We start from the raw sequence: 25,253 nt of genomic DNA on the forward strand, positions 1-25,253 counted from the left end.
GGCATAATTCATTCCTTGAATTAAGAATACTTTAAGCATAGTTGATGTGGGTTTCCCTAGGGTCCAGTTTGTGGCTGTCCATGTCAAACTCTTTGCTTTGTTAGAATTAACATGCAGTACCACATGGGTGTGATTACTCATCACCGCATAAGCACACACCTCAATGGCAAATACGGCAGTTAAAAACAACAACCTGTCTTCCACCCACTGGCGACGGTGTTCATAACTTTTTCCAGTCAGTTTATCTTCGCCACACAAAAAAGCCCGACGAACACAGCGGGATACACAATGATAATAAGGGGTGTCTGAAAGACTGATTTGGCGCTTCCTTGCCAATGGCATAATTCATTCCTTGAATTAAGAATATTTAAGAATAGTTGATGTGGGTTTCCCTAGGGTCCAGTTTGTGGCTGTCCATGTCAAAAAAGTAAAATGTGAGAGGTTTATTCGACGTTACGGCCTTTTCCCATTGCGAATCATATGAAAGCAATTAACTACTTCCTTCATAGCGCTTCGGTTTTTACGCTCGATAAAGGTTTTCTAGAAAGTGATACCCTTGCTTACAACACATTAAATCAATAACCGCGTTTTTTCCAAAATTGAATCTCGCCATCAGCGTACTCTTCTAAAACCGTGAAGGTTTTTTCAGCTACAATTTTACCTTCACATTCAATTACCATGCGCCAGTCACCCACCTTGTCGTGAATGGGGGACCATACTGTATCGCCTAAATAGAATTCCCAATTGTTGTTTCGCACATAAACGTCACCGGTAAAGGGTGGCATTATATTGCCCTTTTTGTCGGGAATATTTGGATGATAAATAGTGAATTCCAACTTCAGCCCTTTGCCCTTTTTGACCTCCAAAATAAAGCCGAATTCCACATCTAAAGTAGCAGGGATTTTCGTTGTGAAATTACGAATAGAAGGTAGTTCTTTACTCTTGGTGTCCCAGCCTTCGTAAAGGCCAAAACTGGTTATTTCAAATTGGGCTTTATGTTTTGCCATTACTGCGAATCTCTTAAATTCTATCGGTGAGATTTATCTAACTTAGTGGGCCTTGAGCAATTCACTCACCGCTTTAAAATGTTTGTGTTTAGCATCTTTTAACCAACCAAAAACCACCATTTCCACGGAAACCAGATGACAACCGGCTGCGATCAATTGTTGCTTTGCTAGTTCTCGGTCTGATTCATAACGGGAAGCCGTAGCATCCCATGCAATGGTAACCCTATAATTCGCCTTAAGGGCATCAATGGCTGTTTGATACAAACACACATGAGATTCAGCACCTAACAACAACAAATTCGCTTTACAACTTGCGGTTCTGAGTTGATCCAAGTGCGCCACTAAATCTGTTTGCGCAAAAGCAGAAAATGCGGTTTTGGTAAAGTTACGTTGAACATAAGGCTGCAACAACTCGTGGGTTTCTCCTAACCCTTTGGGGTACTGCTCTACCCCTGTAATGGGTATATCAAACAGTTGTGCAGTCCCAAGCAACGTAAGACAGCGCCGCAATAAAGCTTGGTGATTGTGCATCGTTGCAAACAATTTTCGCTGTATATCGACCATTAACACTTGTGTTGTTTCTGGCGTCATTTCTTTAATTGACATATATCTGATACCCCCATGGTGCCATTGCCAGCTCGGTATTTGACTTAATCTCTACGCGTTTATTCTCGAAAAAAGAGCTAAACTCCCCTAAGCATAACGTCCCTTGGAACTTCACTAGTATTGAGTGATTAGATAAGTTTAACACAACAAAAATTTTACTCGTTTTATCTGACCGTACAAAACTAAACACCTGTTTAGGGGCAGAATTAGGAACATGGATCATTCTTGCCCCCCATTGCCCGTTATGCAAGGCAGAGTGTGATTTTTTAAGGTGAATTAATCTTTGATACAAATCACCTATATGATGGGGCTGCCAATGAATGGGATCTTTTTCAAAAAACGCCAGACGTTTTGTTTCCCCAGCTTCTTGTCCATTGTGGATCAGTGGCATACCTTCGCCAATCACCGACAACACAATTGCAGCCTCTAACCCCTGTTGAAATTGCTCATGTTGAGTACCATCCCACGCATTTTTATCGTGATTACTCAAAAAAGTCATTCGATGCGCTTCTATGGGGTAAGACTTTTCATTCCAAGAATAATATTTAAAAAGCTTACTAATAGGTAAGCCATGACATGTAATACCATGCATAATCTCATTCCAACTCCACGCATAAGTCATGTCAAAAGCATCTTGATGGAGATCTTTTGACTCCCACTCGGCCAACATGAATACGGGTTTGATGGTATCTAACTCTGACCGCACTTTTGCCCAAAAATCATTTGGGATAAATCCCGCCACATCACACCTGAAGCCATCAATGTCAGCAACTTCCACCCAATAACGCATAGCGCTAGCAATATAGGCACGAAGCGCAGAATGAGAGTAATCAAAATCAATAACATCATCCCAGTTCCACCAAGGAGTGGGTGTAAAGTCGCCCTTGTAATCCCTTGCGTACCAGTCGGGATGCTCTTCCACGAGCCGATTATCCCACGCACTATGGTTACATACCCAATCGAGAATAATCTTGAAGCCAAATGCATGGGCTGCTTTTACAAAACCCTGAAAATCCCCTAAATCACCGAACTCCGGATTCACGGCATAATAATCTTTCACCGAATAGGGACTGCCCAAGGAACCTTTTCGGTTCTTTTCTCCAATGGGATGAATTGGCATAATCCACAAGATATCGACACCGAGAGATTTTAAGCGAGGAAAATGAGCTTGTGCAGCATTGAAAGTTCCCTCAAAGGTGAATTGGCGAATATTCACTTCGTATATCACCGCATTTTTCACCCACTCAGGAGTATCAATTTGCACATATTTTTTGGGTGTATGATCCATTGGGAATAAATCCTGTTTGCTCGGCGAACCCTTTAAATTAGTTGGCGTTCTCCATGATACAAGTTGAATTGCGAGCCTTTAATAAAACCGATTAAAGCAATATCTAACTCTCGACATAAATCTACCGCCAAACTGGTAGGCGCGCCTACGGCAATAATCATGCTAAAACCCGCTCTAGCCGACTTTTGCACCATTTCAAAACTTACCCTGCCACTTAGCAATACGGCATATTGACCGGGTAACTGCGCCATGTGTTTACCGATTAACTTATCCAAAGCATTGTGCCTGCCAATATCTTCACTTGTGGCAACTAAATTTCCTTGCTTATCTATTAGACCAGCGGCATGCACCCCACCGGTTTTGAAAAAAACAGCTTGCTGTTGGCGCAATTTATTGGGTAACTCTGAGACCGTCCTCACTGCCATCGAAACCCGATTTTCATCATCTATAGGCAACAAGTTTTCTAATAAGCGGTCGATATTTTGTTGTCCGCACACTCCGCAACTTGAAACAGATAATTGACTCGTCTTGTACGTCGATAAATCAACGTTACTGCCTGGTTTCAAGGTGATCACAATTCGATTACTGGTGTTTTGTTTTAATTTACCCTTGCCTGTATGTGTAATGCTTAAGATATCGCTAACTTTGAGTAAATCAATAGACTGCAACCAGCCCTTGACCAAATTAACATCATCACCGGGAGTTCGCATGGTGGAATGTAAGTACACCTTTTGCGTTTCATTCGCAGTCTTATAAAACTTAAGCCAAATTTCCAATGGCTGCTCGCAAGCAATCCAATCGACTTTGTGGTTCGCTGAATCGTGATAGCTGACGATATTATATTGAATCGATTCTTCCATACTGGGCTTTTATTAAATAAACTCCATAACAGAATACAGTATCTGGAACATTAGGGGATGATATCAACAAAATATAGTTTCAATTACTTAATCTAGAGACTGCTACTCTATTCTGCAACGGCTGCCTCTGCCAGCCTAATACAATCATATGCGGGTTATTCAGTAGCTTTAAAATAACGATTATCACCTAAAAAAAAGACCAAAATTCAATATTTAGATACTCATCACTTATTTTTTATCGCTTAAATATACCTTGGAAAAAGTCATAAACTGAGCTAAAACATAGTATGGTCACCGCCGATTCTACCAGCGCGACTAACTTGCAGCATGAGAGGCTTTAAAGGTGTATAACACTACAATATGTTACCTATTAAATGAGCTGATAATTCAATTTCGGCTAAAACCCAAGTCTCAGTTTGCTAGTCATTATTAGCCATGGTTAAACACTTTACTCAAAATAAGCACACCATTATCACCTTAAGTCCAAATTGTTCAGCCAGTTGGAAGGAGATAAAATTAGTCGTATTGCTGATAACAGTATTTGTCCTGTTAATTGCGATAATTTGGGCATTCTTGGGGATTTGGTTAATTTTGCCCTTCGCGGGTTTTGAAGTCGCACTACTTGCTTTTTTAATGCATAAAGTCAATCGGCGTTGTTACAGCCAACAAGTCATTACCATTAACCCAGATAAGGTTCAGATAGAATGTGGTGTCAAACAGCCCGTATTTAAATGGCAGTTTGAAAGGCGAAAAACACACTTGTCGGTCATAGAGGCAGAAAATGCATATGACCGACTACAAATGATGTTAACTGATGAGAAAATCAGCATTAAGCTAGGAGAGTTTTTAAATCAACAAGATTGTGTCATTGCTCGCGACTTACTCACCCAAAATGGCATCATGGAAGTGAATGACAAATGGTGGAAAACTCACTAACAAAATCTTATTCAATCGACGTATTTTACCGCAGTTCCGCAAATACTCACCATAAGCATACTGCCATTTTGACCAATAACTTCATAATCAATGTCAACTGCAATCACTGCATTAGCGCCCATCATTCGAGCTTCTTCGGTTAATTCAGTAAATGCGATTTTGCGGGCTTTAGTCAACTCTTGTTCATAGGATCCCGAACGTCCTCCGACTATGTCACGTATTGAAGCAAAAATATCTTTGAGTATATTCGCCCCCATTATTGCTTCGCCTACTACCACACCGTAATAATGCTCAATTTTCTTACCATCTAAGTTATTTGTGGTTGTCACTAACATATTTTTTCTCCTAATAAAGTGGCCATTTTGTCCATTAAAGTCGTTGAATCCGCACTTTCATAATGCTTAGGGGTTGCAACTCCCCACACGGGCTTAGGCCAGGCGACATCGTTTTGAAATCGGGCAATATGATGAATATGCAGTTGCGAAACCATATTACCGAGGGCTGCTATATTCAATTTAAAAGGTTGAAATACATGTTTGATAGATTCACTCAGAATTTTAGACTCATACCAAAGCTGACTTTGCTGGGCTTCATTCAAATCAATAATCTCAGAGACATTGTTAACCCGGGGCACTTGGATAAACCAAGGGTATTGAAGATCGTTTAATAGTAAAATTTTACTCAGAGGTAAATCACATACCTCAAAGCAGTCTTTGGCTAATTGTGGGTCGAGTTGGAAATCAGCATTATGCATGCTTTCTCCTTATATTTTTGTTGCGACTACTGTTAACAGTGCCCGTTGTCCAATTGCCACGTTTTCATTCGGAAAAACAATGGCTTCATTATCAAACTCACAGCGGTATTCCGCGCCCGTTTCAGAGGCTAACAAATATCCTTTTTCAAAGTCAGTAAAATTTGGGGTATCAGTATCGAAGTGTAATTTGAAATCTGCTTGATGCTTATTGATGACCTGATTCACTCGATAAATAAAACATTTCCGGGGCGAAAATTCAGGTAATTTCAATTCTTTTTTGACGATAAGATCAGTTAAGGTCTTTCTAACGGCGACAAATTTAGACATATCATTTTCACCGAATCGCTGAACCTTTCCTAATTCAACGGTAAACCCATGAGCGCCAAACTGGTGAGATGAATAATAACTAAAAGTAGTAGTGGGGCTTTCAGAGAGTAAAAAAGTGTTCACCCCACAAGCATATAAAAACGCCAGCTGTTCAAGGCTGTGTTGCTTACCATGCAAAAATGGGTATACCGCAAATTTGTCATTTTTAGACGCCCGAATAGCAGTGTGCAAATCGTAATGTAAACGCTCTGAAGCACTCCCTCCTTGAGTATAAAAATCTGCTACCACTTGCTCCAGCTCTTTTGCCCGCTGCCGTTCTACGTTGTTCCCGCCGGCAGAGGTAGCATGAGCACCGCTAAACAATCGATTTAAGTTTTCTTCTACAAAACGCTTTTCAATATCCATTGACGGTAAATTGGCAAAAATAACCAAAAGTCGATGTTGAGGGTTGAGTTCTAAACGAAGAATTTGTGATACCAAATCATCGCATATTTCAATGGGTGCTGTTTCGTTCCCGTGAACGCCACAAGACAACACTATATCCTTTCGAGAGGAACCCACTGGGGTAAACTGAATGATCCCCGGGCTAGTTATATTGACGATGACACCATTGGCTAACACAAACTCAGTGGGCTGATTAAATAATTGAGGTTCGGTTCTGGAAAGCGCCAGAAATTGACCTGATAAGGTGAGCCTCTCAACTAACATATAACCTCTTAATGTTATAAATAATGGCAGCTAGCTAGTTGCCAAGTTACAAACCAGACACACTGGGTTTAAGCAGGTCTGGACATAAATGGCTGTGACGTTCCCACTATTAAATCTGTATGATACAAGTGAACAAAATCACCTTGTGGAATCGCTTTGGAAAAGAGAAATCCCTGTCCGCACTCAATACCAATTTCGCGCAACATATGCATTTGTTCTAAGGTTTCAATGCCCTCAGCTACTATGTCACAATTTAGCGCTCTTCCAATCACTTGGGCGGCTTGAATAATAGCCAAGTTGACTGGGTTTTCTTCCAATCTCAGTACGAATGTTTTATCTATTTTTATCGCATCTAAAGCCAAATCACGAATATAGGCTAAATTCGAATAGCCTTTACCAAAATCGTCTACAGATACCCGCATTCCCAACCCTCGGGCTTCTGACAACTGACGTTTAACCATCAACGAATTAGAAAGTGCTACGTCTTCGGTTAGTTCAAGTTCTAAGCAGTTTAAATCGATATTATAGCGTTTCTGCAACTCTCGCAGCTTGGGAATAAACTTAAAGTCGTATAACTGAGTGGGTGACATGTTAACCGACAAGACAATATCGATCCCTTGCTGTTTAAAATCCAGTGCACTTTGAAACGCTCTTTCTAAGGTCCAGTTTCCCAATTCATTCATCATATTATACGATTCAGCGGCTTCGATTAAAGCGCCAGGAAATAACACACCGTCTAAAGGGTGGTTCCACCTTAAAAGGCACTCTGCCCCAACTATTTTCAATGTTTTTAAACTAACTTTAGGTTGGAAATAAATCTCTAATTCATTATTTTGAAATGCCCGCTTCAAATCGGCTTTTAACGCTAAAGAACGACCACTTTGGCCTTTTTGGCTCATATTGAGAATATGTAAATTCTCGTACTTATTTTCTTTGGCTTGTTTTAACGCGGACTCGGCGGCAGCCAGTAACTTAATAGTATCTTGATTATCTGGTTCATTCGCCACTGCACCAACGTTAAAGTCTGCAATAAACGCATGGCCGTCAAAGTTTATGGGCGTTTTGAAATGTTCTACTAAGTGATCAAAATGGAAACGCAATTGTCTATCACCATGGCGACCAGGGATCACGATCCCAAATATGTCCCCACTCATTCTGCCGAATAAAATTTCTCGTCCAAATAAATACTTAATGCGATTAGCGATAGCCAACAAAATAATATCGCCGACTTGGTAACCAAGGGAACTGCTAACGTCTGAAAAGCGTACGACATCAATTAACATTAAAGATAACTTGTTATCGCGCTTCACCGCTTCATCGATACGATCTAAAAACGCATATCTATTTGGAATTGTTGCTAACGTCTGATGAGCCTGACCCATATTATTTTTCTTATTAGGCACCCTGCTAGGCGATTAATAAGATTCTATACGTATCTGGGTACAATTGAAAAGGCTCAATTACATAATTGAGCCTTTTCCTAGCGTATTCGCTGTTTTGTTCATCAAAGAGTTAATTTAGTCAGGGTCTATTTTTGCCTTCACTTAAACTATTTACTTAGAAGCCTTGTTCTACCTCACAAGCGTCTAGTTTCCAAATTCGATCGACGTAATTTTGTATGGAACGGTCCGACGTAAACTTGCCCATTCTGGCACAATTTAGAATGGCCATACGCGCCCACTCTTTAGTGTCTCGATACGCCTTATCCACCTCTTTTTGCGCATTTGAATAGGCTTCAAAATCTGCTAACACTAAATAAGGATCACCGTCTTCAAGCAAACTATGCTTCAACGAAGATAAGGCTCCAGGTTTACCAGGGGTAAAATAGTCGGTTTCCAACCAATCTAAAATCGCCTTAAGTTCGGAGTTTTGATAATAATAATCGTAAGGGTTGTAACCTTGCGCATGCAACTGCTCAACTTCTTCTACGGTTAAACCAAAGATAAAGATATTTTCATCACCCACTTCTTCGGCAATCTCAATATTCGCGCCATCCATGGTGCCAATAGTCAAAGCACCATTTAATGATAGCTTCATGTTACCTGTGCCTGACGCTTCTTTACCCGCCGTTGAAATTTGCTCAGATACGTCTGCTGCAGGGATCATTTTTTCAGCTAAACTCACCCGATAATTGGGCAAAAACACGACTTTTAATTTTTGATTCACTCGCTCGTCGTTATTGATACGCTCTGCAACCATATTAATAGCGTAAATAATATCTTTGGCTAGCTTATAGCCCGGAGCGGCTTTAGCACCAAATAGAAAAACCCTCGGATGCATGTCGTAGTCGGGGTCCTCCAATAGCCTGCGATATAACGCCATGATGTGCAGTAAATTTAGATGTTGACGTTTATATTCATGTAATCGTTTGATTTGAACATCAAAAATAGCTTTAGGATCAATTTCAATTGCGGTTAAATTTTTCACTTCAGTGGCTAAGGCAACTTTATTATTAAGCTTGATTTTCATAAAGTCTTTTTGAAACTTAGCTTCCTTTGCAAACTTCTCAAGGCCTTTTAATTTATCTAAGTGCAGTGGCCAGTCAGTACCAATTTTTTTGTCTATCAATGCTGATAATTTCGGGTTACACGCTTTTAGCCATCGACGGGGAGTAATGCCGTTGGTTACATTAGTAAGCTTGTTAGGCCACATCTGGTCAAACTCTGGAAATAAATTGCTTTTAACTAACTTGGAATGGATCTCAGCCACCCCATTAACCGCGAATGATCCTATGACGGATAAATTCCCCATACGCACCATTTTGTCGCTGCTCTCTTCAATAATTGACAACTTTTGCTTGATCTTATTATCACCAGGCCACTTTTTTTCAACTTCGGCTAAAAAGCGAGAATTAATTTCGTAAATAATCTCCAAATGACGAGGTAATATTTTTTCAATCATTCTTGCTGGCCACTTCTCTAGCGCCTCAGGCAATAAAGTATGATTTGTATAAGCGAAGGTTTGATGACAAATTTTCCATGCATCATCCCAATCCAGTTCGGCGCGATCCACCAAAATACGCATTAATTCTGGGATCGCGATGGCGGGATGGGTATCATTCAACTGAATAACAACTTGTTGAGAAAAACGGCTCCAATCATCCCCATGAGCGCGTTTGTAGCGCCGAATAATGTCTTTAAGTGAACAGGCACAAAAAAAGTACTGCTGAATTAAGCGCAACTCTTTACCTGCTTCGGTTTCGTCATTAGGGTATAGAACTTTAGAAATGGTTTCGGCTTGCACATTTTCTGATTGGGCATCAACGTAGCCACCAGCATTGAATACATCCCAGTTAAAATAACCTGAAGCTTGGCTTTGCCATAGGCGTAAAACGTTGACGGTTTTACCGCCAAAACCAACCACTGGAATATCCCAAGGAATACCTTTTACAATAGAACCAGGGTGCCACTCTTTTAATATACGTCCATTTTCACCGTATTTAGTTTCTACATAGCCAAATAATGGTACTTCTTGAATAGATTCAGGGCGGCATATTTCCCAAGGATTACCATAATCTCGCCAACTATCTGGTCGTTCGATTTGCACACCATTTTTAATTTCCTGACGGAACAACCCATTTTCATAGTGAATACCATAACCAACAGCGGGCAGGTCCATAGTTGCAAGGGAGTCGATAAAACAGGCCGCTAAACGCCCCAGCCCGCCATTACCGAGTGCCATATCAGGTTCTTCTTCCATCACATCAGTAAGACTAACACCCAATTCTTGAAGGGCTTGTTCTGTCACTTCAAATAAGCCTAAATTATGCAAATTATTCGACATTAAACGACCCATTAAGAATTCGGCGGAAAAATAATGTACCGCACGAGTATCGTTTAAATAATGGGATTTTTGAGTACGGCGTAAACGCTCGAGGACTTGTTCTTGTACAGCAGCGCAAGCCGCTTTCCACCATGCATGATTGTTGGCTTTATTTTCATCTGTCCCCAAAGAACAATGGAGGTGACGGACAATTGAATCTTTAATATCACTCTTACTGAGCTTCTCTGGCTCATCTAAGGCTTTGCTTTTAAGATTAACTTTTGGCATGACAGAACTTCCCACTATTACAACTAACAATTCAATCTAAAAGCTGTAATAAAATTACAGCTCATATTATGACCGTAGTTGTAGCAGGAAATTCCAATCAATTCTGTTAATAAATTGTTAATTTAAAGGTTTTAATTGATTTTTTTATAAAAAATCGGCCACCATTAACAAATTAAAAACAGAATAAACACATTTTTTAAACATTTTTCGATTTAAACACGCCATCTACTAAATTTTGCGCTTCATTTAGAAGACTATCTAGGTGTGTTTCACCATTAAAACTCTCTGCATAGATTTTATAAACGTTCTCTGTGCCGGAAGGACGAGCGGCAAACCAACCATTTTCGGTACTTACTTTCACCCCACCAATAGCAGCATTGTTACCTGGCGCATGGGTTTGAATGTTGTTGATTTTTTCACCCGCCAATTGAGTAGAAGTAATCACCGATTTATCCATTTTGCTTAACACTTGTTTTTGCTCATGGCTGGCAGCAACATCAATGCGCTTGTAACATGGTGAACCGAACTGCTCTGTTAACTTTTGATAATGTTCACCAGGGTCGCTGCCCGTAACCGCCATAATTTCGGCCGCTAATAAACATAGAATAATACCATCTTTATCGGTTGCCCAAGGCTGTCCATTTCTGCGTAAGAAAATACCACCGGCACTTTCCTCCCCAGAAAAGCCAAACTCACTGTTTAGCATGCCTTGTACAAACCACTTAAAGCCCACCGGCATTTCTGACAACTCTCGCCCTAGGGATTTAGCAACTCGGTCGATCATGCTGCTGGAAACTAGGGTTTTGCCAATTTTCAAATGGCTCGGCCAATCACTGCGGTGTTGGTAAAGGTAGTTAATCGCTACTGCTAGGTAATGATTAGGGTTCATTAGGCCTGCGGTTTTAGTGACTATTCCATGACGGTCGAAATCGGGATCATTACCAAAGGCCACATCGAAGTCTTGACGAAGCTCTATGAGACCAGCCATGGCATAAGGAGAAGAACAATCCATGCGAATTTTGCCGTCTTTATCACGATGCATAAATCCAAATTGTTGATCAACTTTATTGTTCACCACCTTGATATTCAGGTTATATCTATCAGCTATTTTATCCCAGTAGCCTAACCCCGCCCCACCTAAGGGATCGGTCCCAAGGCTCAATCCTGCTTCGGATATGGTTTTTAGATCCACCACTTGATCGAGTTCGTTTACATATTGTTCGCACAAATCGACTTCTTGAACAAACTCCGATTTCATCGCCGAATCAAAGTCCATTCGTTTAATTTCGGAGCACCCAGCGGCAATAATGCTGTTCGCTCTATCTTGGATCCAGTTAGTCGCATCCCCGTCGGCAGGACCACCATGAGTGGGATTATATTTAAACCCACCATCTTCAGGTGGGTTATGGGAAGGCGTAATTACCACACCATCGGCTAACCCCGATTGCTTACCACGGTTGTAATTAAGAATAGCGTGGGAAACCACAGGTGTAGGTGTATATCCACGGGCCTGTTGCACAATCATGTTAACCTGATTCGCCGCTAAAACTTCTACTGCAGTAATAAAAGCAGGCTCTGATAATGCGTGGGTGTCCATACCGATGTACATGGGGCCAGTGGTATTTTGATTGCTTCGGTATTCAGCTAATGCCTGACATATAGACGCAATATGCACATCTGTGAATGTATTTAAAAAAGCACTACCACGATGACCAGAGGTACCAAAGGACACAGCTTGTGTTGGGTCGTCTAGATTCGGTTTATTGGAATAATAAGCGCTGACTAAACGCGCAACATTGACTAGTTGTTCTGGAGCGGCCGGCTGTCCTGCCTGTGGATGAATTGCCATAATAATCCTAGTAGTGAGTTTTAGTGAGTTACGCTTTAAATATTTTACTTAAGCGTTCTAAATTGCTTTTAGAATACCCTAACAAAGCAGCGGTATTAGTTAGCATAGTACATTTTTTCTCAGTATTGTTATTCGTGACTACCCAATATTCAGAACCTGGGATTTGTTTTGGATTGGTGCTGCTGCCTGACTCTAACAATTTCTTTTTATCGGTCGCAAAATAGAGTCGACCTTTACCTTTTATTTCCAATACAGCGTTAAAACGTTCTGGATGAGTTTGATGCAATGCACCTAGCATCTTTAAAAAACGTTCAACTTTACTCATGGGCTGATCGAAAGTTTCTTGATTTAACAAGTCGAACAACGAACTTGCATCAACCACTTCGTCACCGGTTGTTTGTGCGTTTGCCTGAGCATCTCGGGCTTTTTTAACTTTATTTATATCTTTAACTTCTCTATTCACTTCTGCAGGTTTAGACACGTCGACATTGGGGTTCTCCCCTGCTTCTAACCCTAACTCGTCAATCAAAATTCGACGCAAGATATCTGAAGCACTTTCACCGATATGCTTAGTTTGAGAGGCAATAAATCCATATAGTTCATCGTCGATAGTAATCGTTTTCATTTTTCTAATAACTGCTATTTAAAAGTGGCACTATTATAGGACGAATGATATTTTTTTTTCAGTAAAAAATTCACTTCTCTTTTCTAGTTCGCTGTATTTGCTACTTATTACTGACATACCTTGTTATTTTTTAGGTCTAAAGATCAAAAATATAATTGGATTTATACCTGTGTATTAACCCCAAGAGTTACACTGTGCATCCCATAGTCTAAAATTAAGGTAAGTGAGTATTACGTTTCAAATACTAAAATAAAAAACAAGGTATTGCTAACTATGCATCCACAATTGCAAGATGCCATGAATCAAGTATCACAACAGGTCATTGGCAAACCCAAACAAATTAAATTAGCCTTTACCTGTTTATTAGCTAATGGCCACTTATTAATTGAAGATTTACCTGGCATGGGTAAAACAACGCTATCCCACGCCCTTGCAGGCGTGTTTGGACTAGATTTTTCACGCATCCAATTTACGTCAGATTTGTTACCCGCCGATATGCTTGGTTTAAATATTTTCGATAGCACAAAGCAATCGTTTCAGTTTCACCCTGGGCCTATTTTTAACCAATTGATTCTCGCCGATGAAATTAATCGCGCGAGTCCAAAGACACAAAGTGCGTTATTAGAAGCAATGGAAGAAAAACAAGTAAGTTTAGATGGGGAAACACGAACATTACCCACCCCATTTTTTGTCATTGGAACGCAAAACCCTATGCATCAGTCAGGTACCTATCCTTTACCAGAATCTCAACTTGATCGTTTTTTAATGCGCATTCAATTAGGCTATCCAGATTGGCAAGCTGAAAAAACCATGCTTTTAGAACAGAATATTAATGTCAATAAAACACCTCAGCCTAGCTTAAGCATTGCCACTTTTATTCAAATGCAAGAGCAGGTGATGAAAATTAACGTATCTGATGCGATTCTAGAGTACATCCTTAAATTAGTTACCCACAGTCGAGAGAACGAAGGTTTCCCTAACCCACTATCGCCGCGAGCAAGTAAAGCCCTTTTACAAGCGTCTAAAGCATGGGCATTTTTGCATGGTAGAGATTATGTGATCCCTGAGGATATACAGGCAGTGTTGCCGTCAGTTGCAGAACACCGCATGCGTGCGGCCTTGTCCGACTTTAATGGACAAACAAGCTTGAGTGATCGCTTATTAGAAGCCATTGATCCCTTGGCAGCTTAATATGTTTGGATGGCAAGCTGTGGCTGAAAGGTGGCTAAATAAGCGAATTCCTGAAGCACATAAATATAAATTAAATTACCGAAGTATTTTCATTTTTCCTTCACGCTTTGGTGGTCTATTCCTACTCTTATGTCTTGGCTTGTTTATTTTAGGAAGTAATTACCAAAATAACTTGATGATATTCTTATGTTATTTTTTACTCTCTCTGTTCCTATTAAACCTTTTTATCGCTTATCTTAATTTTGCCAAGTTGGAAGTTCAATTGGGCAAGGTAAAACATGGATTCGCCGGCGAAAAGCTGCAAATTCCCATATGGATCCACAACAATAAACGCGTTTCTAACGGACTTCTCAAGCTCAACTTTTGGAAATTAAAACATAGTGTAAATATTGACTTGGACGATTCTACTTATCCGGTTTACCTGCCTTTGGATTGTGAAGCTAGAGGCAAATTAAAGTTACCTCGAGTGACACTTACCAGCACCTACCCACTTGGTTTAATCAGTTGTTGGACTCATCTGGCATTTGTATCAGATATTCTGATTTACCCGAAACCGCTGGCGAGTAAAGTGCGGTTAATCAGTAAAGATGATTTGGCGGAGGTAAATGAAGCAGATTCAACAGCTAAAGGCCATGATGACTTTGATAGTTTAGCCCCATATAAACAGGGGGAACCTCTTTATCACGTAGCATGGAAACAAGTGGCGAAAGGCCAAGGCATGATCTCTAAGCAGTTTTCTAATCAATCTGGGGCTACAGGTTGGTTAATGTTGGCCTCATTACGCGCTGCGGATATAGAACAAAAGCTTAGCGAGCTATGCTTTCAAGTGATTGAATTAACACGAAACAACAGCACATTTGGGCTGGATTTAGGCAACCTTAAAATTGAGCCCAGTAGTGGCACAGAGCATCAAAATGCCTGTTTGAAAGCGTTAGCTCTGCACTCGCCGTACTTAAAAGGTGTTAATGCATGATATCTTCTTCTAAAAATCATGCTCATATCATTCTAACTCTGGTCTTTTTATGTATTAGCTTGAGTTTATTAGCGCCTGTGATGGGCTGGATTTTGATTTTAGTCGTTTGTGCCGTAGTGATGCGTAGTGCCTTGTACTTGGACTTACACAAACATGCACCGTCAGTGCGCACACTAAACCTTCTGGCGCTATTAAGTGCAATAGTTCTGGCCTATTTTAGTTTGCAGCTCGGTGTGCTCTTGGGCATGATAAACCTACTTGTTTTGGCTTGTTCGTTAAAATTGATGCAACTGCGCAGTATTAAAGATTATTATCAATTAATCACTTGCTGTGGCTTTTTAATTGGTTGTGGTTTTATCTTTCAAAATAGTATCGGTTTTAGCCTTTTCTATTTAGTCCTGACATTGCTCCTTTTACTTTCTTTGGCATGCCATATTAGTCCAAGCCTGGGAATTAACAAAAACCTAAAACGCATCGCCGTCATGGGCGTACAAGCCTTGCCTATTGCCGTTTTGTTATTCATTGTTTTACCTAAAATTGGACCTTTGTGGCAAATGCCGACCTCTAAATCCCATCAAACTGGACTCGCGGAAAAAGTTACTCCCGGTGATATAGCGCAACTATCTCAAAGTGCAGATTTAGCATTCAGAGTCACGTTTAGTGGCAATATCCCCTTACCGCAAGAACGCTATTGGCGTGCCATAGTGATGGAAGAATTTGATGGTAAAACCTGGCGAGTATCGCCAGAACGTAAAGCGATCCAGCGTCAATACAAGCAATACAATAAAGAATTCAAGCCAGTACTAAGTGGCCGCTATTTCAGTTATCAAATCATCACCGAGCCGACTCATCAAAACTGGTTATATAGCATCGATATTGGTGTGCCTGATAGCCCTCAAAGCGCGAACCAAATTTGGCAAAGTCATGAGTACCAATTAACCAGTAACACCGCATTGGTGAGTAACTTTCAATATTCATTACGTTCATTCCCTGACGCTCTACTAAACCAAGCCCTCTATAGTGTCGATCATCGAATTAATACCCAACGCCCTGATTCAGGGAACCCAGAAACTCAGCGCTGGGTTAAAAATTTAAGACGTCAATTTCCCAATGATCAAGAATTCATAAACCAAGTGCTCGCTTTTTTTGCTGAGCAACCCTTTGAATACACCTTGCAGCCCCCATTGATGCAATCAAATCCAGTAGATACTTTTTTATTTGAACAACAACAGGGATTTTGCTCCCACTATGCTTCAGCGATGGCATATATTTTACGACTAGCAGATATTCCAGCGCGCCTAGTAACCGGCTATCAAGGAGGCGAAATGCGTGAGCAAGATTACATGAGTGTATATCAATATGATGCCCACGCCTGGATTGAAGCTTGGCATTCTGACAAAGGTTGGCAACGATATGATCCCACAGCCATTGTTGCCCCTAATAGGGTGACATTTGGTTTGAAAACAGCTATAGAAGAGGCTGCAGAGTTGATAGATTCACCGTTTTCTCTCGACGGTTTTAGCTCCATTGCTTGGTTAACAGATGTAAGACTGTTTCTACAGGATATCGACTTTGTGTGGACAAAATGGATTTTGGGTTTCGATAAAAGCGCGCAAAAAGATCTGATTAAATCATTGATTGGAGAATTAACCCCCAAAAAATTAGCTCTATTTGGATTAAGTGTGATTGGCTTAATTGGGCTACTATTAGCATTTTTCTTTGTGCCATCGTTACGTGGTAGAAAACGTGATTATATTAGCCAATATTATCAAAAATCAGAAAAACTGTTAGCTAAGTTACATATTTATAGACCAAAATCCCAAGGGCCTCTAGATTTTGCCAATAGTGTTGAACGCAAACTTCCCAATTCGTTGCATCAGCCATTTAATCAAGTCACACAAATATATATGCAACACCAGTATACAAAGACAACGCAACAACAAGCTTCTCATAATAAAGCGCTGATGAAAATTCAATGGTTGAGGTTGAAAAAAGCAGTTTCTCGTCAGCTAAAACACTAAACCAAGCGTTTTCGCTCTTTATTACAAGGAGACAAATTTTTTCCCGCGGAGATCTAACCTGTCATAAGTTAGTTTTAATATGAACAGTGACTTCTTCCCGATCGTGATACAAGTGTTTAGCTTGCCATTCATATTTAACAGCATGCTTGGTCATTATCTCATCCACAATTTTTTTCGCTTGAGTAACCGATTCATGTCTTTGTTTCATCGGCAGTTTTAAATTAAAAATGGCTTCTTTACACCACCCTTTAACTAACCAGTTTGCCATCAATTTAGCAACACGCTGGGGCTGTTCAATCATATCGCACACTAACCACTGAACATTCTTTTTTCTTGGCTCAAATTTAAAGCCATCTTCAGGAAAGTAGCTTACTTGTCCTGTTTCCATCAAATTTTCATCCATGGCACCGTTATCAACGGCTTGTACAAACAGTCCTCGCTGCACTAATTGATAAGTCCAACCACCAGGGCATGCACCTAAATCAACTGCATGCATACCCGGCTCAAAACGCTGTGACATCTCAGCTTTAGGGATAAACAATTGAATCCCTTCATCTAATTTAAGGGTTGAGCGGCTAGGAGCTGATGATGGAAAACGCAGACGTAAAATGCCCAAAGGAAAGGGGCTGTGCTTTTTAGGGTTAGATAACCCTAGGATCACTTCTGTACCCGTGACAAAAAACACAAACAAACACGGCTTGTTATTTTGTTCTTTTGCGGTAAGTAAATTGTGCTTACGTAAACTTTGTCTTAAGGGTACGGCTAATTTTCGACATAACTTTGATAGTTCGCGGCCATCGGTTGTATCTGCATACTCCACCCGCAGTTCACCAAAAAGAGTCTTGTCGTGTAAATGCTCAAGTATCGGCGATATGCGATCTGAAGTGTCAGTTAAAGAAATAGGATCAGTACTTGCAAACATTTGCCGAGCAAACACTAATTCCCGGACTGCCAATTGTTGAATTACCTTTTCAGCATCCCCATCTTGGTGGCATATGAACTGAACAAATCCAGATTTTTTTGTAAACCGAGGGTAACCGTAAACTCCCAGTTCACTCAGTTTTTCCTGTAACTCAGAACATAAATCAGCCTCAAATCCTGCACGGCAGTAGAACAGTAGCGAATTAATCCTCATATTCGTAAGCTGCCACTAATAAACACACCCATCCTGCAACAAAACACAAACCGCCTAATGGCGTAATTGGCCCAACCCACTTTAGATTAGTGAAAGCTAAGATATAAAGACTGCCGCTGAAAAATAAAATGCCGAAAGCAAATGATCGCGCCCCCCAAATTAACCATTCATTTTTCCAGTAAGCGTAAAACACCAAAAAAGCTAACATGCCTAGACTGTGAGTCATTTGATACTGCACTGCAGTTTGAAAGTAACCTAACGAACTTGCCGGCAATGTGTCTTTTAATGCATGAGCTCCAAACGCGCCCAGCAACACTGACAGTGCAGCACCGCAAGAAGCAAACATTAATAAAAACTTCATATTTGTCCCTTCATAAATTTTATTATTTGATCGGCAGCCGAGCGAATATGCTCATCTACCCCAATCCCACTCGATTTAAGCGGTACAAAACTATGATCCGCTGCCGCTAAAAATTGAACATCGATAATGCTAGGAAGCTGATAAGACTCCACTCGACTTCGGTTGCCAAACGTATCTCGCTCCCCCTGAATAATCAGTATAGGTAACTTAGCGTCATATAGGTGTTCAGTACGTTGTTTTTCTGGTTTACCAGGCGGATGAAAAGGATAGCCTAAACAAATGACACCTTTTATAAGGTTAACGTTTTCGACTGTCCCAGCAGATTCCAGCATTGAGGCCATTCTTCCGCCCATGGATTTACCACCAATAAACAGTGGCAATTCTGTATCGGCACTATTTACCATCTCTGTAAAGTCTTGAAGTAATATATTAGCTCTATCTGGTGGCTGACGTTTATTTTTTTCAGCCGCGCGAAGCATATACGGAAAATCGAAACGCACAACTTCGACTCCCCCTAGACACAGCAACTTGGCGATTTGTTCCATGAAATGACTCTGTTTATTTGCTCCCGCTCCGTGGGCAAAAATAAAACGTGCAAATGGCTTATCTGGGCGATTAATTAATATCTTCATCTTGCTCCTCTTCAACCTGTTCCAAAAGCCAATGCCTAAAAGTAGCAATTTTACCTAACTCTGCTTGGGATTCATGACAAACTAGGTAATAACTACTTTTGCTAACTAAACGCTCCTCGAAGGGACAAATTAACCGTCCTGAAGCCAGTTCGGGTCTGGCCAGCACACTATTTGCTAAGGCAATTCCCTGACCAAGGGCAGCGGCTTGGAGCACCATCATCGTGTGACTGAATATTGGACCTTGCTCTACTTTCACACCATTTATATGAAATTGTCTTATGAAGGTTTTCCAGCTTTCTCGGGTACTGTCGTGTAATAAGCGATGATGTTTAAGATCGTTGAGACTCTCTAATGGTTTAGAGCCATTAAACAGCATTGGCGAACAAACTGGGGTTAAATATTCAGTATGTAGTTTGTCTACTTTTAACCCTGACCATTTACCTCTTCCATAATAAATGGCCACATCAACGTCGTCTTCTAAAAAACCATCGTCAAAATCTATGGCTTTGATCCTCACGTCAATATCAGGGTATTGCTGACTAAACTGGTTGACCCTTGGAACTAGCCATTGAATTGCAAAACTTGGCGGCATCGCTACGGTTAAAGCGCCTTTAGCACCTGCGGCTAACAGCCTTTCAGTCGCTAAATGTAGCGATTCAAACAATTCCTTTAATTCTAGGTAGTAGCTTTGTCCTTGCTCTGTGAGCAGTAAAGAACGATTCTTTCTCAAAAATAATTTGATTGAAAGAAACTCTTCTAAACTCTTAATTTGATGGCTAACGGCTGCTTGCGTAACAAAGAGTTCATCTGCCGCTTTGGTAAAGCTCAAATGTCTTGCAGCGGCTTCAAATGCTCGTAGCGCATTTAACGGGGGCAATCTGCGATTCATGACAAATCTTATTTTTAATGGATTGAGCTAAGGATAAACTAGAAACGCCTAACATTCATTAGTTTTTCTAATGCTTATCCATACTAAATGTCATTTTCAAGGTTCTACATTATTGTATAAAATAGCGACAAGTTAAAATTTTATGTATGTAAAACATTAACTTAATTTGGTATTTTTGTTAAATAAATATGACAAAAATGATAATTTATAATGAAATTAATTTAGAGAAAAAAATGAAAAACTTAAAATATCTTACTTTAGCAATAGCATTAAACACGAGTGTTTTTACTGTAGCCAATGCAAATGAAACAGCTGACATGGGCTTGTCATTAGCCTCAACCATCGACGCGTTACTTCAACAAAACTTGGCAGACCTTCAACCATCGACGGCAATCGAAGCTTCTCAACTTTCTGTTGCATCTCAAACTGCGACACAAGCACTACAAAAACTTGTTGTTGAAATTGAAGAAACTTCTACTGCAAACAACAACACGGCGAAACTAACTGAATAAGTTCGCCGTGAGGCTTTTAGTTAGCGCTAGTGTCTAAAGGTTCAAAACTTTTGACTAGGTCGTCTAACTGTTTCATTTGTAATAAATAAGGTTCTAATTTATCTAGTTTTAACGCACAAGGTCCGTCACACTTAGCTTGATTAGGCTCAGGGTGAGCTTCAATAAACAATCCAGCTAGACCGAGTGACATACCACTGCGAGCAAGTTGAGCCGCTTGAGCCCTGCGACCATCAGCAGAGTCTGATCGCCCACCTGGCTTTTGTAATGCATGTGTTGCATCAAAAATAACCGGCGCATAATCTTTCATTTCATCCATGCCAAGCATGTCAACTACAAGATTATTATAGCCATAACAAGATCCTCGTTCACACAGTATAACTTTGTCATTACCGGCTTCTAAAAACTTATTGATGATATGACGCATTTCGTGAGCGGCTAAAAACTGCGGTTTTTTAACGTTAATAATTGCATTAGTTTGAGCCATTGCGACGACGAGATCTGTTTGTCTGGCTAAAAATGCTGGTAATTGAATAACATCGACAATTTCAGCAACAGGTTTTGCCTGATGAGGCTCATGCACATCTGTAATGAGTGGAACATCAAAGGTGTTTTTAATTTCTTCAAATATTTTTAAGCCTTCTTCCATTCCAGGACCACGATAAGAATGAACCGATGAACGATTGGCTTTATCAAAAGAAGCTTTAAAAACGTAAGGAATATTTAATCGCGTGGTGACTTCTTTGTAATGCTCAGCAATACGCATAGCTAAATCACGAGACTCTAGTACATTCATACCACCAAACAAAACAAAAGGTTTGTGATTAGCAACCTCAATATTGCCAACGGAAATAGTTTTTAGATTATTCACTTAAATTAATTCTCTATGTTAAGGCATTTATAATAATGACAGGCATAGTAGAAATATTGTAGGACGTAGTAAAGACAATTAATGTAAAACCACGCTTACGGCATTTTCCCAATTGCGCATTTGCAGCTTTAGTATTTGTGCAGAGGGATCTTGTGGGCAGTGCTCTATGAAAAATTGATAATCCGCTTTAGCCACTTGCGGACACTCTAATTGATGAAGTAAAAACCCGCGGTCACGACGCTCATAAGGATCATTGGGGCAAAATTCAATCAATAAGTCGACCGCCCGCAGGGCCATTTGATAGTTTTCCTCGCGGATGTACGAAGCCTTTAAGTTGTGTAACAACCTCACCAATATTTCTTCAGTAGTGGCCACGTTCAAAATATCGGCTGGCATTTCCTCATCTTCTGTTTCCCCGACGATACTAAAATATAAAGCCTCTAATTCTTGCCATTTAATAGTGTTACCATTTAGCGGGTCGATAAATAACAGTCGCTTTTCTACGGTTTGTAAACGAATTAAAAAGTGTCCAGGAAAGTTAACCCCCTTCACGTTGAATCCTAACTGATTTGCGATGGCAGAAAAAACAATGGATATAGTGACAGGAATCCCAGTGTGATAATCGATGACTTTATCTATCAAACTATATCGAGAATTAAAGAGATCGTTTTCATCGCCACTAAACGCCAATGCAGTGTAAAAGCCATCAAGTAGCTGCTGAAACCTATCTAGTTCAGGTGCTGAAGAATCAATCTGTTTGGCAACTTTATTAGCGAGAATTTCAATTTGTGCAATGTATTTAAAAACATCCACACTTTTTTCAAATTGCTGAGTTAGTAATAAACTCGCCAATAAAGAATTTTTTTCATTGATTGCATGCTCAAGCGATTTCACTTTACCCTCAGACGACGTTACATTTATGTCTTGTTATCGGGGTTATCACCGTAAACTTAATAGCAATCAGTCTCTAAATTTTAGAATGCAATAAGGCCTTGTTTACTAAACGCTAAATTCGCAGCTAATGACAAACAGGCGATAGCTAAAGCAAACCCGCCCCATTGTTTAAGAGTCGAATTGGCAAATTTTAGGACGTAAAACCCCAAACCTATGTAGGCGATAACGAGTAGGATTTTTTGCCACAACCAAGGATGCTGAATAGGATTAAAAGGTACAATAAAACATAGTGTTATCGCCGAAACGAGTAAAACGGTATCGACAATGTGAGGGACGATTTTCACCCATTTTTTATGTAGCAATGCAGATTTACGTTGTAACCATACAAATCGTAAAATAAACAGAATAATGCTTAAAGCCACTGCAGTAAGGTGGAGATGTTTAGCCATCATGTACATAAAACGCCCTTTTTAATTACTATGTTTCGGTGGATAAATTCGAGCCTCAATATAAAGGAAGATGCATAAAGCGACCAGCACTTTATGTTAAGTCACTGCTCAAATTGGATTTTTATGAATGATATTGGCTAGATTATTCTGCAGTTAAGTTTAATCAGCCACCAGCTTGTTAGTGTGGCTGTCTATTAAATACGCTGAGTTAAATAGGATCGGGAAATTGTTGCTGGATATTTTCAAATTTATCTAGATTGGCAAAAAGCATGTCAACCAGCTTGGGCTCAAACTGTTTTCCCTTTGCCTGTAAAAAGGTTTCTTGAACTTTGTCCAACGACCAAGCGTCACTACAGATTAATTCACTGCGCAGGGCGTCGTAAACATCGGCGACGGCGGTTATTCGACTGTACAGGTGAATTTGTTCGCCTCTTAAGCCTCGAGGGTAGCCATTACCATCCCAATGTTCATGGTGATCGCGGGCAATTTCAGCCGCAGATTGAATAACTTGCCGCCGCGAGTCTTTCAATAAATCATAGCCTATTTGTGCATGCTGCTTAGCGCTATTTTTTTCCTGTTCATTGAGTGGTCCTGGCTTACTTAATATATGTGTAGGTACACTTAATTTTCCAACGTGATAGAGGGGTAATGCCAAACTAAATATTTCAATCTGAGTTTCAGAAAGACCATATTCATTAGACAAAAGCCTGCACATTTCAACCATTCGCTGAATACGCATTCCAATCCTAAACTCTTTATTGATCGCCGTCCCCAAACGTTCAATTATTTCACGTTGTGAATCTTCTATATCTTTAGTCAGTAGCACATTGTCAAAAGCTATTTGCACGTTATCACTAAATATACTCAAAAGTTTCCTGTCATAACGATTCATCTTTTTGGGAATACCGGATAAATACAATAACGCCCCATTAGCATGTTTGCCTTGGCAATAAGCTGCTACATATTCTTCTCCATAAACAAGGGACTTTTCTTCTAGCGCTTGCTTACAGGCGATAAGCCCCTCTCCTGTTACCACATCTTCTAATAGCGCGCCTTCTTGACCTTGATACTCGCCTTTTCCAGAAAAAAGAAAAAACTTTTTAGGCTCTAAAATATCAATTGGATTGGGCGCTGCGACGGCAGAAGTGATATATGCGGCATCTTTTGTTCCCCCCAGTAGAGAGGATAGCTGCTGAATAATCCCTTCTATAAAATTTTCTAAGGAACGTATCGAAAACAAATTTGCGGAGGCAGAAATAATTTTCTCTAAGCCTTTTCGGTTTTCCTCAATCACCATAATGTCTCGGTAAGAACGCAGTGAGGCAATGATGACCGTAAATAACTTTTGAGCGGTTAATTCTGTTTTTGATTTATAATCATTAATATCATAATTTAAAATAACATCACGTTCAGGGGCTTGTCCGGGTTGCCCGGTTCGTAAAATAATTCGCGTGAAATTATTATGCAGCTCATTACGTATATATTCAGCAACTTCTAAACCAGCCTCATCTGTCTCCATCACAACATCTAACAAAACAACCGCGATATCATTGTGTTTTTGGAACATTTCTTTGGCTTCATCACCGCTATAGGCGCTAATAAAATTCAGCCCTTTTTCCTGAAAAACAAAATCGTTCAACGCAAGTCTAGTCACCGCATGAACCTCAGGTTCATCATCAACTATGAGGACTTTCCATACACCTTTTTGAACTTCAATTTCTTCATCTGTATCTTCAGCGAACAGAAACATATCAGACATAGCAAAACCCCATAGATAATTCTCGGCAATAATCTAACACTTAGAATCTTCACGAGCCATAGAAATTTGAAATCACATGAAAGGATTTGAGTTATCGAATAACTCAACGCGATCTTAGGAAATCATTTATTTCCTATTGGTAATTAACATCCGCTTTATCGAACGCTTTATCGCTTTATCGAAGACAGCCACTGTTCATATTTCGTGGACAGCCACTGTTAAGGCTTTATCGTGGACAGCAGCCATATTTCGTGGACAGCCATCAAGAGACTTTATCGTGGACGGCTTTATGAGACTTTATCGTAGACAGCCACTGTTAAGGCTTTATCGTGGACAGCCACTGTTAACGCTTTATTCCGCTTTACCGTAGACCACCATATTTAATCCCGAATAATGAACGAATAACAAAGACATCCATTGCCAGTTCAAACTAGATTGAGCTTAGTAACTTTGGGTCAAATGATGGGCGTCCTTGCTATTCTTATGATGGGTGTCATCGTTATTTTTCTTATGATGGGTGTCTTCGTTATTTTAACAAAACTAATCGACATGGGTCACA

The 25,253-nt window shown here is 40.1% G+C and carries 24 protein-coding genes and 1 pseudogene; 5 read left to right on the top strand and 20 right to left on the bottom strand.

The window, feature by feature from the left end:
- The 5 genes and pseudogenes from Q4574_RS19715 to fdhD form a co-directional block, all read right to left on the bottom strand.
- A pseudogene (locus tag Q4574_RS19715) lies at window positions 1–342 on the bottom strand (hypothetical protein); the annotation flags it as partial.
- A gap of 233 nt (window positions 343–575) precedes the next feature.
- Window positions 576–1,007 carry a DUF3859 domain-containing protein gene (locus Q4574_RS19720; RefSeq protein ID WP_303476946.1) on the bottom strand — a complete coding sequence of 144 codons (432 nt, stop codon included), beginning with the start codon at window positions 1,005–1,007 and terminating at the stop codon, window positions 576–578.
- Window positions 1,008–1,049: 42 nt separating this feature from the next.
- Window positions 1,050–1,613, bottom strand: a complete 564-nt coding sequence (locus tag Q4574_RS19725; RefSeq protein WP_303476949.1) for an isochorismatase family protein — start codon at window positions 1,611–1,613, stop codon at window positions 1,050–1,052.
- Window positions 1,603–2,901, bottom strand: a complete 1,299-nt coding sequence (locus Q4574_RS19730) for an alpha-amylase family glycosyl hydrolase (RefSeq protein ID WP_303476951.1) — start codon at window positions 2,899–2,901, stop codon at window positions 1,603–1,605. The genes Q4574_RS19725 and Q4574_RS19730 overlap by 11 nt, the downstream gene beginning before the upstream one ends.
- A 32-nt stretch (window positions 2,902–2,933) precedes the next feature.
- Entirely contained in the window at window positions 2,934–3,761 is an 828-nt protein-coding gene (gene fdhD, locus Q4574_RS19735) for a formate dehydrogenase accessory sulfurtransferase FdhD (protein ID WP_303476953.1), read from the bottom strand.
- Window positions 3,762–4,196: 435 nt separating this feature from the next.
- Here fdhD and Q4574_RS19740 point away from each other — a divergent pair, with 435 nt between their 5' ends.
- Window positions 4,197–4,697, top strand: a complete 501-nt coding sequence (locus Q4574_RS19740) for a DUF2244 domain-containing protein (RefSeq protein ID WP_303476955.1) — start codon at window positions 4,197–4,199, stop codon at window positions 4,695–4,697.
- An 11-nt stretch (window positions 4,698–4,708) separates the two neighbouring features.
- On the opposite strand, the gene Q4574_RS19745 is transcribed toward Q4574_RS19740, so the two are convergent.
- The 7 genes from Q4574_RS19745 to seqA all read right to left on the bottom strand — a co-directional run bounded on the left by Q4574_RS19745 (window position 4,709) and on the right by seqA (window position 13,010).
- Window positions 4,709–5,032, bottom strand: a complete 324-nt coding sequence (locus Q4574_RS19745; protein WP_216050300.1) for a heavy metal-binding domain-containing protein — start codon at window positions 5,030–5,032, stop codon at window positions 4,709–4,711.
- Window positions 5,026–5,451, bottom strand: coding sequence for an HIT domain-containing protein (locus Q4574_RS19750; protein ID WP_303476958.1), 426 nt, complete (start codon window positions 5,449–5,451; stop codon window positions 5,026–5,028). Before Q4574_RS19750 ends, Q4574_RS19745 begins: the two co-directional genes overlap by 7 nt.
- Before the next feature lie 9 nt (window positions 5,452–5,460).
- A complete protein-coding gene (astE, locus tag Q4574_RS19755; RefSeq protein WP_303476960.1) occupies window positions 5,461–6,486 on the bottom strand; it encodes a succinylglutamate desuccinylase in 1,026 nt (341 codons plus the stop codon).
- A 68-nt stretch (window positions 6,487–6,554) separates the two neighbouring features.
- Window positions 6,555–7,868: a bifunctional diguanylate cyclase/phosphodiesterase gene (locus Q4574_RS19760; RefSeq protein ID WP_303476961.1), complete on the bottom strand. Its 1,314-nt coding sequence runs from the start codon at window positions 7,866–7,868 to the stop codon at window positions 6,555–6,557.
- Window positions 7,869–8,043: 175 nt separating this feature from the next.
- Window positions 8,044–10,536, bottom strand: a complete 2,493-nt coding sequence (locus Q4574_RS19765; protein ID WP_303476962.1) for a glycogen/starch/alpha-glucan phosphorylase — start codon at window positions 10,534–10,536, stop codon at window positions 8,044–8,046.
- Between the two features lie 196 nt (window positions 10,537–10,732).
- Window positions 10,733–12,385 carry a phosphoglucomutase (alpha-D-glucose-1,6-bisphosphate-dependent) gene (gene pgm, locus Q4574_RS19770; protein ID WP_303476963.1) on the bottom strand — a complete coding sequence of 551 codons (1,653 nt, stop codon included), beginning with the start codon at window positions 12,383–12,385 and terminating at the stop codon, window positions 10,733–10,735.
- A gap of 28 nt (window positions 12,386–12,413) precedes the next feature.
- The gene (seqA, locus tag Q4574_RS19775) at window positions 12,414–13,010 is read right to left on the bottom strand and encodes a replication initiation negative regulator SeqA (RefSeq protein ID WP_303476966.1); all 597 of its coding nucleotides are present in this window, start codon (window positions 13,008–13,010) and stop codon (window positions 12,414–12,416) included.
- Between the two features lie 273 nt (window positions 13,011–13,283).
- Between seqA and Q4574_RS19780 the strand changes: the two genes are divergently transcribed.
- Genes Q4574_RS19780 through Q4574_RS19790 form a run of 3 tightly spaced genes read left to right on the top strand, consistent with a single transcriptional unit; the run spans window position 13,284 to window position 17,195 of the window.
- Complete coding sequence (locus Q4574_RS19780) at window positions 13,284–14,201, top strand: MoxR family ATPase (RefSeq protein ID WP_303476968.1); 918 nt, start codon at window positions 13,284–13,286, stop codon at window positions 14,199–14,201.
- 1 nt (window position 14,202) lies between these two features.
- A complete protein-coding gene (locus Q4574_RS19785; RefSeq protein ID WP_303476970.1) occupies window positions 14,203–15,174 on the top strand; it encodes a DUF58 domain-containing protein in 972 nt (323 codons plus the stop codon).
- Complete coding sequence (locus Q4574_RS19790; protein WP_303476973.1) at window positions 15,171–17,195, top strand: DUF3488 and transglutaminase-like domain-containing protein; 2,025 nt, start codon at window positions 15,171–15,173, stop codon at window positions 17,193–17,195. Before Q4574_RS19785 ends, Q4574_RS19790 begins: the two co-directional genes overlap by 4 nt.
- A 61-nt stretch (window positions 17,196–17,256) precedes the next feature.
- On the opposite strand, the gene rlmM is transcribed toward Q4574_RS19790, so the two are convergent.
- The 4 genes from rlmM to Q4574_RS19810 are packed head-to-tail and all read right to left on the bottom strand — an operon-like array spanning window position 17,257 to window position 20,212.
- The gene (rlmM, locus tag Q4574_RS19795; protein ID WP_303476975.1) at window positions 17,257–18,330 is read right to left on the bottom strand and encodes a 23S rRNA (cytidine(2498)-2'-O)-methyltransferase RlmM; all 1,074 of its coding nucleotides are present in this window, start codon (window positions 18,328–18,330) and stop codon (window positions 17,257–17,259) included.
- Window positions 18,320–18,691 carry a DUF423 domain-containing protein gene (locus Q4574_RS19800; RefSeq protein WP_303476977.1) on the bottom strand — a complete coding sequence of 124 codons (372 nt, stop codon included), beginning with the start codon at window positions 18,689–18,691 and terminating at the stop codon, window positions 18,320–18,322. Before Q4574_RS19800 ends, rlmM begins: the two co-directional genes overlap by 11 nt.
- Window positions 18,688–19,323 (bottom strand): alpha/beta family hydrolase, encoded by a 636-nt coding sequence (locus Q4574_RS19805; protein ID WP_303476979.1) that lies wholly within the window; start codon window positions 19,321–19,323, stop codon window positions 18,688–18,690. Before Q4574_RS19805 ends, Q4574_RS19800 begins: the two co-directional genes overlap by 4 nt.
- The gene (locus Q4574_RS19810; protein ID WP_303476981.1) at window positions 19,307–20,212 is read right to left on the bottom strand and encodes a transcriptional regulator GcvA; all 906 of its coding nucleotides are present in this window, start codon (window positions 20,210–20,212) and stop codon (window positions 19,307–19,309) included. The genes Q4574_RS19805 and Q4574_RS19810 overlap by 17 nt, the downstream gene beginning before the upstream one ends.
- A 233-nt stretch (window positions 20,213–20,445) precedes the next feature.
- Here Q4574_RS19810 and Q4574_RS19815 point away from each other — a divergent pair, with 233 nt between their 5' ends.
- Window positions 20,446–20,724 carry a hypothetical protein gene (locus Q4574_RS19815; RefSeq protein ID WP_303476984.1) on the top strand — a complete coding sequence of 93 codons (279 nt, stop codon included), beginning with the start codon at window positions 20,446–20,448 and terminating at the stop codon, window positions 20,722–20,724.
- A 16-nt stretch (window positions 20,725–20,740) separates the two neighbouring features.
- On the opposite strand, the gene kdsA is transcribed toward Q4574_RS19815, so the two are convergent.
- The 4 genes from kdsA to Q4574_RS19835 all read right to left on the bottom strand — a co-directional run bounded on the left by kdsA (window position 20,741) and on the right by Q4574_RS19835 (window position 24,694).
- A complete protein-coding gene (gene kdsA, locus Q4574_RS19820) occupies window positions 20,741–21,592 on the bottom strand; it encodes a 3-deoxy-8-phosphooctulonate synthase (RefSeq protein ID WP_303476987.1) in 852 nt (283 codons plus the stop codon).
- A 78-nt stretch (window positions 21,593–21,670) separates the two neighbouring features.
- On the bottom strand, window positions 21,671–22,486 hold the full coding sequence (locus Q4574_RS19825) for a SirB1 family protein (RefSeq protein WP_303476991.1): 816 nt from the start codon (window positions 22,484–22,486) through the stop codon (window positions 21,671–21,673).
- 80 nt (window positions 22,487–22,566) lie between these two features.
- Window positions 22,567–22,938, bottom strand: coding sequence for a SirB2 family protein (locus Q4574_RS19830; RefSeq protein WP_303476995.1), 372 nt, complete (start codon window positions 22,936–22,938; stop codon window positions 22,567–22,569).
- A 205-nt stretch (window positions 22,939–23,143) separates the two neighbouring features.
- Window positions 23,144–24,694 (bottom strand): DUF3369 domain-containing protein, encoded by a 1,551-nt coding sequence (locus Q4574_RS19835; RefSeq protein WP_303476997.1) that lies wholly within the window; start codon window positions 24,692–24,694, stop codon window positions 23,144–23,146.
- Window positions 24,695–25,253 lie beyond the last annotated feature (559 nt).

It is taken from the genome of Aliiglaciecola sp. 3_MG-2023, assembly GCF_030548205.1.
Classification (GTDB): domain Bacteria; phylum Pseudomonadota; class Gammaproteobacteria; order Enterobacterales; family Alteromonadaceae; genus Aliiglaciecola.